Source organism: Pedobacter sp. (assembly GCF_037719805.1).
Lineage (GTDB): Bacteria > Bacteroidota > Bacteroidia > Sphingobacteriales > Sphingobacteriaceae > Pedobacter.
Genome location: NZ_JBBJLZ010000002.1, coordinates 664,507 through 677,201, shown reverse-complemented (window position 1 = coordinate 677,201; position 12,695 = coordinate 664,507). Strand labels below are relative to the sequence as shown.

General features: G+C 39.9%; 12 protein-coding genes and 1 tRNA gene. 6 read left to right on the top strand and 7 right to left on the bottom strand.

From position 1 onward, the window contains the following. Positions 1-113: 113 nt before the first annotated feature. From clpX to sppA, 5 genes are all read right to left on the bottom strand, one after another. The gene (gene clpX / locus WKF66_RS07995; protein ID WP_489673902.1) at positions 114-1,355 is read right to left on the bottom strand and encodes an ATP-dependent Clp protease ATP-binding subunit ClpX; all 1,242 of its coding nucleotides are present in this window, start codon (positions 1,353-1,355) and stop codon (positions 114-116) included. Between the two features lie 2 nt (positions 1,356-1,357). Then, complete coding sequence (clpP, locus tag WKF66_RS07990) at positions 1,358-2,050, bottom strand: ATP-dependent Clp endopeptidase proteolytic subunit ClpP (RefSeq protein ID WP_489673901.1); 693 nt, start codon at positions 2,048-2,050, stop codon at positions 1,358-1,360. A gap of 159 nt (positions 2,051-2,209) precedes the next feature. Further along, on the bottom strand, positions 2,210-3,556 hold the full coding sequence (gene tig / locus WKF66_RS07985; RefSeq protein WP_489673900.1) for a trigger factor: 1,347 nt from the start codon (positions 3,554-3,556) through the stop codon (positions 2,210-2,212). A gap of 67 nt (positions 3,557-3,623) precedes the next feature. Then, positions 3,624-3,705: transfer RNA gene (locus tag WKF66_RS07980), tRNA-Leu, on the bottom strand. Positions 3,706-3,845: 140 nt separating this feature from the next. Beyond that, positions 3,846-5,618, bottom strand: a complete 1,773-nt coding sequence (gene sppA / locus WKF66_RS07975; RefSeq protein ID WP_489673899.1) for a signal peptide peptidase SppA — start codon at positions 5,616-5,618, stop codon at positions 3,846-3,848. A 54-nt stretch (positions 5,619-5,672) separates the two neighbouring features. On the opposite strand from sppA, the gene folK reads away from it, so the two are divergent. Both folK and WKF66_RS07965 read left to right on the top strand, forming a co-directional pair. Then, positions 5,673-6,167, top strand: a complete 495-nt coding sequence (gene folK / locus WKF66_RS07970) for a 2-amino-4-hydroxy-6-hydroxymethyldihydropteridine diphosphokinase (RefSeq protein ID WP_489673898.1) — start codon at positions 5,673-5,675, stop codon at positions 6,165-6,167. Positions 6,168-6,215: 48 nt separating this feature from the next. Next, positions 6,216-6,593 carry an Hpt domain-containing protein gene (locus WKF66_RS07965; RefSeq protein WP_489673897.1) on the top strand — a complete coding sequence of 126 codons (378 nt, stop codon included), beginning with the start codon at positions 6,216-6,218 and terminating at the stop codon, positions 6,591-6,593. Here WKF66_RS07965 and pssA read toward each other — a convergent pair. Both pssA and rho read right to left on the bottom strand, forming a co-directional pair. After that, a complete protein-coding gene (pssA, locus tag WKF66_RS07960; RefSeq protein WP_489673896.1) occupies positions 6,590-7,273 on the bottom strand; it encodes a CDP-diacylglycerol--serine O-phosphatidyltransferase in 684 nt (227 codons plus the stop codon). The genes WKF66_RS07965 and pssA overlap by 4 nt on opposite strands. Before the next feature lie 18 nt (positions 7,274-7,291). Beyond that, a complete protein-coding gene (rho, locus tag WKF66_RS07955) occupies positions 7,292-9,001 on the bottom strand; it encodes a transcription termination factor Rho (protein ID WP_489673895.1) in 1,710 nt (569 codons plus the stop codon). Positions 9,002-9,275: 274 nt separating this feature from the next. Between rho and pyrF the strand changes: the two genes are divergently transcribed. The 4 genes from pyrF to WKF66_RS07935 are packed head-to-tail and all read left to right on the top strand — an operon-like array spanning position 9,276 to position 12,549. After that, a complete protein-coding gene (gene pyrF, locus WKF66_RS07950; RefSeq protein ID WP_489673894.1) occupies positions 9,276-10,106 on the top strand; it encodes an orotidine-5'-phosphate decarboxylase in 831 nt (276 codons plus the stop codon). Further along, the gene (locus WKF66_RS07945) at positions 10,103-11,014 is read left to right on the top strand and encodes a DMT family transporter (RefSeq protein WP_489673893.1); all 912 of its coding nucleotides are present in this window, start codon (positions 10,103-10,105) and stop codon (positions 11,012-11,014) included. The genes pyrF and WKF66_RS07945 overlap by 4 nt, the downstream gene beginning before the upstream one ends. Positions 11,015-11,042: 28 nt before the next feature. Next, entirely contained in the window at positions 11,043-12,326 is a 1,284-nt protein-coding gene (locus WKF66_RS07940; protein WP_489673892.1) for a DUF2851 family protein, read from the top strand. Position 12,327: 1 nt separating this feature from the next. Further along, on the top strand, positions 12,328-12,549 hold the full coding sequence (locus WKF66_RS07935; RefSeq protein WP_489673891.1) for a PspC domain-containing protein: 222 nt from the start codon (positions 12,328-12,330) through the stop codon (positions 12,547-12,549). Positions 12,550-12,695 lie beyond the last annotated feature (146 nt).

Sequence of the window (12,695 nt, the reverse complement as noted above, 5' to 3'; positions counted from 1 at the left end):
CCAAAGCACTAAAACCGCAGATGACGGTGATGTTACTGTTATCACAACTTCTTATACATCGCTAAAAAATACCTGATAAAAAAAATCCCCGGACAAACCGGGGATTAGATATTTTAAGCAGCCTTTAGTTTTTTAAAGTCGGCCTTTTCAAATTTCTCCACCGCATAATCTAATGAGATGTGAAGGTCCTTAATGTTAGGATCGGATGGGATATCGAACATGGCATCCAGCATAATTGCCTCGCATATGGATCTCAAGCCCCTCGCACCTAGCTTATATTCCATTGCCTTATCAACAATGAAGTCAAGAACATCGTCCTCAAAAACTAGCTCCACGTTTTCATATTCAAACAACTTCACATACTGGCGGAAGAGTGAATTTTTTGGCTCTGTCAAGATGTTTCTTAATGCATCTTTATCCAATGGATTTAAATGTGTTAATACAGGTACCCTACCAATCAATTCAGGTATTAAACCGAAAGATTTTAAATCTTGTGGAGTAATGTATTTGTAGAGATTTTTTAAGTCAAGATCGACATCATCTTTCTTTACCTTATAACCAACAGCCTGAGTGCGCAATCGGTTCGCAATCTTACGCTCAATGCCATCAAAAGCACCACCACAAATAAATAGAATATTGTTAGTATTGACCGGGATCATCTTCTGATCCGGATGTTTACGACCACCTTGAGGGGGTACATTAACTACTGTTCCTTCTAAGATCTTAAGTAACGCCTGTTGAACACCTTCACCTGAAACATCTCTGGTAATAGAAGGATTATCGCTTTTCCTTGCTACTTTATCCACTTCGTCAATGTAAACGATACCTCGTTCTGCAGAAGCAACATCATAATCTGCAGCTTGTAACAGACGGGTTAAAATGCTTTCCACATCCTCACCTACATAACCGGCTTCAGTTAATACTGTCGCATCGCATATACAAAATGGAACATGCAGGATTTTTGCAATAGTTTTCGCCAAAAGCGTCTTTCCGGTGCCAGTTTCGCCTACAAGCATGATGTTAGACTTTTCAATCTCAACTTCATCGCCTTTATCAACCTTCTGGCTCAATCTTTTATAATGATTGTAAACCGCTACCGAAAGAACCTTTTTTGCGTCATCCTGACCAATAACATATTGGTCAATATGTGCCTTGATTTCATGGGGTTTTAAAAGCGTAACCGAGGTGTCAAGACCTTTTGATTTTTTGCTTCCTAACTCTTGAACAAGCAGCTGATTGGCCTGGGTAACACATTTGTCACAGATAAAAGCATCAAGACCTTCGATTAACATCAAAGTATCCTGCTTACCAGATCCGCAAAATGAGCAACGGGATTCTTTAGTTTGTTTAGCCATTATTAGTCTTTCTTATTCGCAGTCAATACCTCATCGATCATTCCAAACTCTTTCGCCTGGTCAGCTTTCATCCAGTAATCCCTGTCCGAAGCCTTTTCTACCCAGTCATAAGTTTGTCCAGAGTGATTCGAGATGATATCGTATAATTCTTTCTTCAATTTAAGCATCTCTCTTAAGTTGATCTCCATATCTGAAGCCACACCCTGTGCACCACCCGATGGCTGGTGAATCATAACGCGGGAGTGAGGTAACGCTGCGCGCTTGCCTTTCGCTCCGGCTACCAAAAGTACAGCGCCCATTGAAGCAGCCATACCGGTACATATTGTAGCTACGTCTGGAGCAATGTATTGCATGGTGTCATAAATCCCTAAGCCTGCATAAACAGACCCACCCGGTGAGTTAATGTAAATCTGAATATCTCTGTTGTTATCTGTAGATTGTAAGAATAACAACTGTGCCTGGATGATGTTTGCGTTACCTTCATAGATCGCGTCACCTAAAAATATGATTCGATCCATCATCAAACGAGAAAACACATCCATCTGCGCAACATTCAATTGACGTTCCTCAATGATGTAAGGAGTCATGCTTTTTGGGGAGTTATTGGTAGCACCAATATAACGGTCAACATTCAAACCATTAATGCGGTGATGCTTAACTGCATATTTTCTGAATTCGTCTTTATCTATGTTCATAATATTTTCCTGTCTTTTATCAAACTTTGTTCACCAAATTAGTTAATCTAATGTGGTTATTTATTGTGGTATTGTAAAATTTAACTATTGTGTATAAACAAGGCGGCCTTAAGAAAGCCGCCTTGTGTTAAAAATCCATAAAGTTGTGCTGTTATCAGCCTATTTCAACGCTATAAATTCATTATAAGGTATATCCTTTTGATCCAGGGTTGCAACCGACTTGATGTATTCGAAAACTTTTAATGCTTTCACTTCATCAAAGATGCGATTTGCGTTATCTTTCTCTTTCAAGAAGGTCGCGGTATACTGTGCCAGTTCAGCTTCAGGCATAGGAGCAGGGCTGTACATTCTAAATTGAGCATCCAAACGCTGTTTGGCTGTTGCAAACACATCTTCATATTTAATCTCGATGTTATTGTCCTTAATCAGCTTGTTCTCGATCAAGGTCCACTTCAGGTTCTTAGCGAAGTCGTTATATCCTTCAGCAAGTTCTTCATCAGTCAATTTCTCATTCGTTGCTTTCAACCACCTGCGTAAAAATTCATCTGGAAGTTCGATATTCACACTTTCAAGTAACTGATTGTAGATGTCGTTCTGCAGTTTACGATCTGCATCCTGCTGAAACATTCCTTCTACTTCTTCCGTAATCCTAGTGGTGAAACCGGCTTCGTCCGTCACTGTACCTTCACCAAATATTTTATCAAAGAACTCTTGGTTTAAATCCGACTCTTCTAAACGATTTACGTTTTTGATCGTCACTTTGAATTTTGAATCAAGCTCTTTGGCGTCTTCCTCACTAATGTTTAACAATTTGGCGATAACCACCTCGTTTTTATCAAAAGCTTTCGGAACATCCAGCTCAATTACGTCATCCTTCTTTAAACCAATCAGAGATTCTGCAATCTCTTTGTTAGTAACCAAGTCTAAGCGAATAGAACCGGTACTCGTGATGCCACCTTCAAAAACTGAACCATCAGCAGAAAGTTGTGTTAATTCGGCATAAAGAACATCATCCTCTGCCGAAACTTCAGGGTTTGTCATCTTGCCATAGCTCTTGCGGATGTTCTTGATACGTGATGCAAGGGTCTCTTCGTCAGCTTTAACTTTATATTCAATAAATGTATCTTTCGATGTAATGTCAATATCAATGGTAGGAGCAAGGCCTAGTTCGTAATCAAATTCGAACTCATCAGTGTTGTCCCATCTAAATTCTATGGAGTCGTCCATTACTGGTAGCGGCTGACCAAGAATTTCTACTTTATTATCTGTTAAATGTTTGTTTAGGGTCTCGCTTAGTAAGTTATTCACTTCTTCAACAAGTATACTTCTGCCGTACATCTTTTTGATGTGTGCTACAGGAACCATTCCCTTACGAAAACCAGGAAGGTTAGCTTTTTTTGCTTGCTCTTTTAGAGATCTATCAACCTTTTCAGTATAATCTTCAGGCGCTATTTTAATTTTTACAACTGCACTTAAGTCGTTAATATTTTCCTGTGTAATGTTCATCTTTCTGAATCAATGTTTTATAATCGTCTTTATATAAAAATTCCCCCGTTTAGCGGGGGAATTTTTGTGCGGATGAAGGGACTCGAACCCCCACGCCGTGAAGCGCCAGATCCTAAGTCTGGTGCGGCTACCAATTACGCCACATCCGCAGTTAGGATTGAATTAGGATTGCAAAGATAGAGATAGTTTTTAATTGTCAAAACGCTTTGCAAATTATTTTCGACCTCCAGGCTTAAAGCGCTGGATCTCAGCTAAACATTTTATCTAACAATGAAATCGATTTGAAGACTTATTGTACTTTTATCTCAAAAGGCATCCTCATTTGTACGCCCGACTTCATAATCGTCGATTTAATTTGTTCATATAAATAGAAATGAGCGCCTAACTCCTGCTTCGCATAATACATTCTGATCTTATCAGAACTGCTGTCAATGAAGGACTGAAGTGGGTCGAGAATTTCCGGATATTCAACCACTTTATATTCTTTTACTTTTCCTTTTTTCGCAGCAGCAACAATCGCATCATAAAAACTACCTGTTCTATCAGCGAGGCCGATTCTCACTGCGTCAGTCCCTACCCAAACCCTGCCACCTGCAATGCTATCGATATAGGCTTTTGACCTCTTTCTGCCGTCGGCCACTCTTGTTATAAATCCATCATAAACTCTGTTTACATCCGTCTGGATAATCAATCGCTCCCCCGGGGTAAGTGGGCGATCTGTACTCATAATGTCGGCATACTTGCCAGTCTTAACGCCATCAAAAGTAATCCCTAGCTTTTCGTTATATAATTTTTGAAAGTTTGGAATGACCCCAAAAACACCAATAGAGCCCGTAATGGTATTTGGCTGTACAAATATAGAATCCGCTGCGCAGCCAATGTAGTAACCTCCAGAGGCGGCCACATCACCAAAGGAAGCAATCACCGGTTTAACTTTCTTTGCCAAAACAATCTCTCTCCAGATTACATCGGATGCTAGCGCACTACCACCAGGAGAATTTACCCGCAATACAATGCCTTTAATTGTAGAATCCATTCTTGCTTTTCTAATGGTTCTTGAAATCCGCTCAGAACCAATCTGCATATCAGAACCCTCGCCACCAATGATGTCGCCATTTGCATAGATAATGGCAATCTTATTTTTTCCACTTTCACTTTTCTCATTCGCAACGTTTTTCGCATAATCGTTGATCGATATGGAAGACAGATTGCTCTTGGATTTTTTACCACTCAATGCTTTTAGCTCTTCAAGAATTTGATCTTCATATCTTAGTCCGTCTACGAGCTTCTTGTCCACTGCATCCTGAGGCTTCTGAATTTGGTAATTGTCAGCTATACTATGAAGTTCTGCTACGCTAATTTTTCTGGATCCTGAAATACCTTGTAAAAATGTTTGATACAAACCTCCCATATAGGCAGTAACCTGCTCGCGATTTTTATCACTCATTTTAGTTGTAAAGAAGGGCTCGACAGCACTTTTGTAATTTCCTACACGAATGATCTGAGCCTCTATCCCTAATTTATCCAGGGCACCTTTAAAGAACATCACTTGAGAGCTCAATCCTTTAAATTCTAAAGCACCCTCAGGGTTCAGATAAACTTTATCCGCTGCAGAAGCAAGGTAATAGGCACCTTGGGTGTACACCTCGCTATAAGCAACTATTTTTTTACCACTCTTTCTAAAATTAAGCAGGGCATTACGTACCTCCGTCATTGTTGCATAGCCTGCATTCGGTGAGCTTACATTTATATAGATACATTTGATGTCATCATCTGTCTTTGCGCTTTCCAATGCCTTGATCAGATCGTTAAATCCAATGCTTTTTTCACCGTTGCTTCCAAGTAGAGGAAGATTAGCAAAGGTGTCATCCGGACTACGTTCTACTATAGCTTGATCCAGGTTCATAAACAGCACTGAATTCTTGCTTACCGGAACAGATTTATCTGTCTCCATAGAAGAAACTAAACCTACAATGAGAAGAATGGAAACAAGGATGATAAGGAAAAAAGAAATGACAACACCAAGGACAGTCGCAAAAACGTATTTAAAAAATTCTCTCATTTGAAGGTTAAAGTTTTAATTTGTAAATATAAAATAAAATAGCCTCTGGCTTTTATGGTATTGGATCACAATAAGATTTATTTGTTACTGGGCAGCAATATGGGGGCCAGACTTCAGCTACTCGATAGCGCCGTTAAAAATATCAATAATCAAATCGGAGAAATCCTGGACAAATCTTCAGTTTATGAAACGGCAGCATGGGGCAATACCAATCAGGCAGGCTTTTTAAACGTTGCTTTAGCTGTAAATACGGTGCTTACACCGCTTGAAGTCTTAGGTAAGGCGTTGGAAATAGAAGCGGGGCTTGGCCGCATTCGGGAAGAAAAATGGGGTGCCCGACTTATTGACATCGACATCATTTTTTACGGAAACGAAATTGTTAACGTCCAGGGTTCTCTTTGTATTCCACATCCCGAAATGCACAATCGGAGATTTGTACTTGAACCATTGGCGGAGATCGCTCCAGATCTTGAGCATCCAGTGTTAAAAAAGTCAGTTTCAGCCCTCTTAAAAGAGCTCGATGACCAACTGGAGGTTACTAAAATATAAAATTCACTCATTGCATATAAAAACATTTTTATCTAAGTTTGTTCAACAATGATCGACGTAAACAAAAACAACAAGCCTTTAGATCTTTCTTATCTTAGAGAAATGTCTGGCGATAGTCCGGAGTTCATTATTGAAATGATCGATCTCTTTAAATCCCAGACGCCTATCTATTTATCGGAGCTTGAAGACGCCATTGCTGAAAAAGATTGGGATAAAGTGGCTTCCAGCGCGCACAAGATGAAACCAACATTCACTTATGTAGGTAGGGAAGATGTTAAAGATCACTTGCAGGGAATCGAGCAGGGTGGTCGTGATAAATCAGATATGCAAGGATTAGCAACTGCCTTCGAAGAAGTAAGGGTTTTTATGGGAACCTTGTATGCGCAGTTAGATGACGCAAAAGCCGATCTTCAAAAGAAACTTTAAGCTTTAATTTTTCTAAAGTGTGCCAGTGAAAACCCTATGTACAATAGTAGGATAAAAGGTACGGCAACAAATTTCAAAACCATTGCAAGCGCAATTGAACAGATTAAAAAGAGGTATTTGTATTTGTTATGATTCCAGCTTAAGTTGCTAAGCTTCATTGAAAAAATCTTTATTTCACTTACCAATAACCAGCTTAAGATAACGATCAAAGCGATCAAAACTAGCGTTGAACCTACGATTTGGGGATAGTCTTCCCGGATAAATGGCAGTGAAACAATCAGTAAGGTATTCATTGGCGTATTAAGCCCTATAAAATCTTCTGTTTGCCGCAAATCCACATTAAACTTTGCAAGGCGCAATGCAGAGAACACCGTAACAATAAATCCAAGGTAAGGGACAATTTCAGAATTATAGTCGCTCTCTGATAACAATTTGAACAGTACCACTCCAGGTAAGAATCCGAAGCTGACCATATCTGCCAACGAATCCAATTCTTTACCTATAGAAGATTTTACGTTTAGCGCACGGGCGGCCAGTCCGTCAAAGAAATCGAAGACTCCGGAAAGTAAAACAAAGTAGGCTGCTATTTCAAGCGCCCCATTAAAAGCATAAACTATCCCAATGCAACCTGAGAAAAGATTAGCGCAGGTAATTGCATTGGGAATGTGCTTTTTGATCATCTATTGTAAACTCTAGAATTAACTGTTCATAGAAATAAGGAACTCTTCATTAGATTTTGTCCCCTTGATCTGTGCCTGAACAAATTCCATCGCTTCCTGTGCATTCATATCTGCAAGGTGGTTTCTTAAGATCCAAACCCTTTGCAAAGTATCTCTGTCATGCAGTAGGTCATCTCTTCTCGTACTTGAAGCCGTGATATCGATTGCAGGGAAGATACGTTTGTTTGATAATTTACGATCCAACTGAAGTTCCATATTACCGGTACCTTTAAATTCTTCAAAGATCACTTCATCCATTTTAGATCCTGTATCAGTTAACGCAGTCGCCAGGATAGTAAGTGAACCACCCTTTTCGATGTTACGTGCCGCACCGAAGAAGCGCTTAGGCTTGTGTAAAGCATTTGCATCGACACCACCTGATAAAATTTTACCGGAAGCAGGCGCAGTGGTATTGTATGCTCTGGCCAATCTGGTGATTGAATCCAGTAAGATCACAACATCATGTCCGCATTCTACTAACCTTTTGGCTTTCTCCAAAACGATGTTTGCAATTTTTACATGGCGCTCTGCAGGCTCGTCAAAAGTTGAAGCAATTACTTCAGCTCTAACACTTCTCGCCATATCTGTTACCTCCTCAGGCCGCTCATCTATCAATAAAATGATTAAATACACTTCAGGATGGTTTTTAGCGATCGCGTTGGCCACTTCTTTCAACAAGTTTGTCTTACCGGTTTTAGGTTGTGCAACAATTAAACCACGCTGACCTTTTCCTATTGGAGTGAACAAATCAATAATTCTCGTCGAATAGTTATTTGTTTCTGTAAACAGATTTAACCTTTCTGTAGGAAACAATGGAGTGAGGTAGTCAAAAGGAACCCTGTCTCTAACATCCGCAGGAAGGCGACCGTTAATGGTTTCTACCCTTACTAATGGAAAATATTTTTCTCCTTCTTTCGGTGGACGAATGCTTCCTTTTACAGTATCGCCAGTCTTTAAACCGAACAGTTTGATTTGCGACTGTGATACATAGATATCATCAGGTGAAGAAAGATAATTATAATCCGCAGATCTTAAGAAACCATATCCATCAGGCATGATTTCTAATACACCTTCGTTGGTGATGGTATTGTCAAAATCAAGGTTGGAGTAACTGTTCTCATTCTGTTTCTGAGCAGATATATTACCAGTATTTTGTCCTTTTTGTCTGTTGTCATCTCTGGGTTCTCTTGGTCCTTTAACTTTCTTTTCAAAGGCCGGAGCGGGAGCAGCAACGTTTGGAACAGCTACCTCTGTTGCCGGAGCAGCTTCAGGTGTGTCAGGTGTTACTGGCGCAGTTTTTTCTGCAGATGGAGTGGGTTCCACTTTTTCCTCTGGAGCAGCTTCTTCCTCAGTCTTACCTTCAGAAATACCAACCGGATCAAATAACGAAGCCCTGTTGAATGGTTTTATGGTGTTTTTCTCTTCTTCCTCTTTAGGGATTCTGATTCTTTTTCTTGTAGATTTTTCAGCAGTAGCTTCTTTAGGAGCTTTAGATTTTAAGGGCTTTACAGCCGCGACAGTCTCAACATCAGCGGAGACTTCGATAGGTCCGTCCTGATCTGTAATCTGAGCGATGATTTCCACCAATTCGGCTTTGCGTAACTCGTCTGCGTTTAAAATACCTTGTGATTTTGCTAACTCACGCAGTTCTGCAGTGAGCTTTTCATTTAATTCTGTTTTGTTAAACATTATATGATATTCGGTGTTGAGAAATTTTTATAAAAATATCTATCAGTCAAAGCAAGAAATTCGGCTATTATTAATCGTAGGAAACAAAATTTTGCGAATATTTTCTGGAATGGTCAGATAAACTTTTAAGGAATTATGTTGCAATTGTATGTAATTGTAAACGAAACTGCAAGGAATATTTAAAATTGTTTTTCAAATTATAGCTAAAAACCAAACCTATGGAACATAAACTAAGGTTAAATTTAACATCTTTGTGCACCCATTTCGTACCATAATGAATAAAAAGCAGCTATTTGGACATATAAAAATTAAGAGATCTTTTTTATGTGTTGGTCTTGATCCCGTTTTGGAAAACATACCCAAACATCTTTTAAAGTATGATAATCCTGTTCTGGAATTCAACAAGCAAATTATAGATGCAACAAAAGACCTGTGCGTAGCCTACAAACCTAACACTGCTTTCTTTGAGTGTATGGGTTTGAAAGGTTGGGAAACTCTTATTGAAACATGGAAATATATTCCTACTGACATTTTTACAATTGCTGATGCAAAAAGAGGAGATATAGGGAACACTTCAGCCATGTATGCCAATGCTTTTTTTAATGAAGCGCAGTCCGGTATGAGTTTCGATGCCATTACGGTAGCACCCTATATGGGTGAGGACTCTGTAAGTCCTTTCTTAAATCACAAAGAAAAATGGGTAATCTTGCTAGCGCTAACTTCTAACCTGGGGCACAACGATTTTCAGCTTACAGAAAGTGAAAACGGCAAGCTATATGAGCAAGTAATCAGAACTTCCTCAAAATGGGCAGATAGTGAACAATTAATGTATGTCGTTGGTGCCACCAAGGCTGAGGAATTCAAGAATATACGAACCCTCGCTCCAGATAATTTTTTGCTTGTTCCGGGAGTTGGTGCGCAAGGCGGAAGTCTTTCCGATGTCTGCCAGTTTGGTCTCAACAAAGAATGTGGTCTTTTAGTTAATTCATCAAGAGGTATTATATATGCTTCGAAGGGCGAAGATTTTGCCGAAAGAGCAAGGGAAGAAGCGCTAAAGTTACAGCAGGAAATGGAGCAGATCCTTTACAGTGCCAATATTGTATGAAAGTAAAACCGGATTTACGTCTTGTCCTCGCTTTAGTCGGTGTCGCATTAATCTGGGGCACTACTTATCTTGGGATACGGGTAGCGGTTGATACCATTCCACCATGGTTTGTTACCGCAATGAGGCAAGGGATAGCCTCTCTTATTTTATTTGCAATACTTTGGCATAAAAATGAATTCAAATGGCATGGATGGCCTTATCTGCGCCGTCAATTCCTGGTTTCTACGTTGATGATTGTCATCGGAAACGGGATGACTACCGTGGCCGAACAAAGCATTCCGAGCGGATTGACATCCTTGCTAAATGCATTGAGTCCGCTGCTTGTTTTCATAGGGAGCGTAATTTTCGGCTTGCAAAAACCAAGTTTAAAAGGAGTGCTCGGTGTACTTATAGGGTTCCTGGGTGTCGCTTTCATCTTTAGGGATGGCATCGCCGATCTGGTCGATCCTAATTATCGCTTTGGCATTATTTGTATATGCACAGCGCTTACAGGTTGGTCGCTGGGAACTATATACACTAAAAAGAACTCCTATAAAACAAGCAATATTTTTCTTGATCTTTTTTATCAATTTTTATTCTCTGCGGTCGTGCAGCTTGGGCTTGCTCTGGTGATCCATCGAAATGCTGATTTTTCTACCTGGACCGCAGTAAGCTTGCTTGCGGTTGTCTACCTGGCGATTTTCGGTTCTGTAGTTGCATTCTTTTGTTACCATTACGCATTAAAACGCATAACTGCCACAGAGGTGTCTGTACTATCATACTTCAATACCGTTATCGCTCTCTTCTTGGGCTGGCTTATACTTAGTGAAAAGATTACCTTCGATATCGTGATCGCTACTCTTCTTATCATTCTAGGCGTTTTCATTACCAACTATAAGAAAGAGCCTAAAGCAGCTAACCTGTTATAATTTCACAAAGATAGTAGAGGTTGGTCGGATGGAGATATCCGAAAACTTCCTTTTTTTTATCTGGCGATACCGACTGTTAAACAGTGCTCATCATACATGTGTCAATGGAGAAGTGCTGGAAATCTTACAGCCAGGGATCCTGAATACGCATGCCGGGCCGGACTTTACTGAGGCTAAGCTCTTGATAGATGGTAGAAGATGGGCCGGAAATGTGGAGATCCATACCAAATCATCTGACTGGCAATTGCACAAGCATCAAACCAATGAATTCTATGAGTCGGTGATTTTACATGTGGTGTATGAGAATGATCTTGCTATTAAAAACAAAAGCGGACAATCAATCCCTACTTTGATCATGAAGGGGCTATTCCCCGAGCTGCTCTTTCAAAACTACGTAAAAATGCTTGCAGGCACTGATAGCTTTCCATGCCGCCCACAAATTAAAGAGGTGGAACCAATTGCCGTAACTGCTTTTCTTTCCCGGATACTAGTAGAGCGCTTAGAACAAAAAACAACTGAGGTCCTTGAGAAGGTCAGGGATCTCAAAGGCAACTGGTATGAAACCTTTTATTTCTTCCTTGCAAGAAACTTCGGATTCAAAGTGAATGCTTTGCCATTTGAACTGCTTGCTAACGCGCTGCCGTTGCAGCTGCTTAATAAGCACAGCGATAGTCTTATTCAGGTTGAAGCGATGGTATTTGGGCAGTCGGGCTTCCTTGAAAATTCTGAGCTGGATGGCGAACATGCACAGCTTCTCCAAAGCGAATACCGGTTTCTGCAGCTTAAATACAACTTGAAACCATTAGATGTATCGGTTTGGAAGTTCTTGAGAATGAGACCGGCAAGTTTTCCAACTATTCGGTTGGCACAATTTGCGGCGCTTCATGCCCAGTCAAACCAGTTGTTCGCAAAAGTAATTAAGGCTCCTGATCTTAAAACGATCCATGTCTTGTTTAACAATCTGCCAGTAAGTCCTTATTGGCAGACACATTACCATTTTAAGAAACCAGCGCTTGAAATGAAGGTTCAGCTTGGAAAGAAATCTGTGGAGAATATTTTGATCAATACCGTTTGTGTTTTTCTATTTGCTTACGGTAAATATACTGCCCAAATGCATTTGGCAGACAGGGCGTTGGAATACCTTGAGAAGATTCCTGCAGAACAGAATTCAATTGTAAATCAATATGTTGATGCTGGACTGAAAATTGATAGTGCATTTCTATCACAATCATTGCTGCACTTAAATAAATATTATTGTGTTCACAAAAAATGTTTAAATTGTAGCATTGGAATTAAAATATTAAGGAGGTAACATGTTTCAGAAGACCATCACTTATTTTGAAAAACAAAGTTTCGGTGTATGTACTTACATCGCTGAGCGACTGAACATGTCTATCGGTAAGATCCGACTTTTCTTTATTTACTCCTCATTTTTAGCAGTAGGCTTTCCCATTGTATTCTACGTATTGGCGGCGCTGGTACTTGATATCCGTGGCTATATAAAAAAGATCCGTGTCCGCATTTGGGACGTATAAATTTGATGTTAAGTTACCCCTTGGTTTGTAAGGCATTTATATGGGGTTTTTCTGACTACGTCCTGGCTTTGTGTAAGCTACGTCTATGTTATGTGTTTACTATGTTCCCACCCGAAGTGAAGACATAAATTACACCAAGAGAAGAG

What these genes read in the sequence shown, in the direction of transcription:
- clpX (WP_489673902.1), bottom strand. Translation starts at nt 1,355, where the DNA reads ATGGCTAAACAAACTAAAGAATCCCGTTGCTCATTTTGCGGATCTGGT.
- clpP (WP_489673901.1), bottom strand. Translation starts at nt 2,050, where the DNA reads ATGAACATAGATAAAGACGAATTCAGAAAATATGCAGTTAAGCATCAC.
- tig (WP_489673900.1), bottom strand. Translation starts at nt 3,556, where the DNA reads ATGAACATTACACAGGAAAATATTAACGACTTAAGTGCAGTTGTAAAA.
- sppA (WP_489673899.1), bottom strand. Translation starts at nt 5,618, where the DNA reads ATGAGAGAATTTTTTAAATACGTTTTTGCGACTGTCCTTGGTGTTGTC.
- folK (WP_489673898.1), top strand. Translation starts at nt 5,673, where the DNA reads ATGGTATTGGATCACAATAAGATTTATTTGTTACTGGGCAGCAATATG.
- WKF66_RS07965 (WP_489673897.1), top strand. Translation starts at nt 6,216, where the DNA reads ATGATCGACGTAAACAAAAACAACAAGCCTTTAGATCTTTCTTATCTT.
- pssA (WP_489673896.1), bottom strand. Translation starts at nt 7,273, where the DNA reads ATGATCAAAAAGCACATTCCCAATGCAATTACCTGCGCTAATCTTTTC.
- rho (WP_489673895.1), bottom strand. Translation starts at nt 9,001, where the DNA reads ATGTTTAACAAAACAGAATTAAATGAAAAGCTCACTGCAGAACTGCGT.
- pyrF (WP_489673894.1), top strand. Translation starts at nt 9,276, where the DNA reads ATGAATAAAAAGCAGCTATTTGGACATATAAAAATTAAGAGATCTTTT.
- WKF66_RS07945 (WP_489673893.1), top strand. Translation starts at nt 10,103, where the DNA reads ATGAAAGTAAAACCGGATTTACGTCTTGTCCTCGCTTTAGTCGGTGTC.
- WKF66_RS07940 (WP_489673892.1), top strand. Translation starts at nt 11,043, where the DNA reads ATGGAGATATCCGAAAACTTCCTTTTTTTTATCTGGCGATACCGACTG.
- WKF66_RS07935 (WP_489673891.1), top strand. Translation starts at nt 12,328, where the DNA reads ATGTTTCAGAAGACCATCACTTATTTTGAAAAACAAAGTTTCGGTGTA.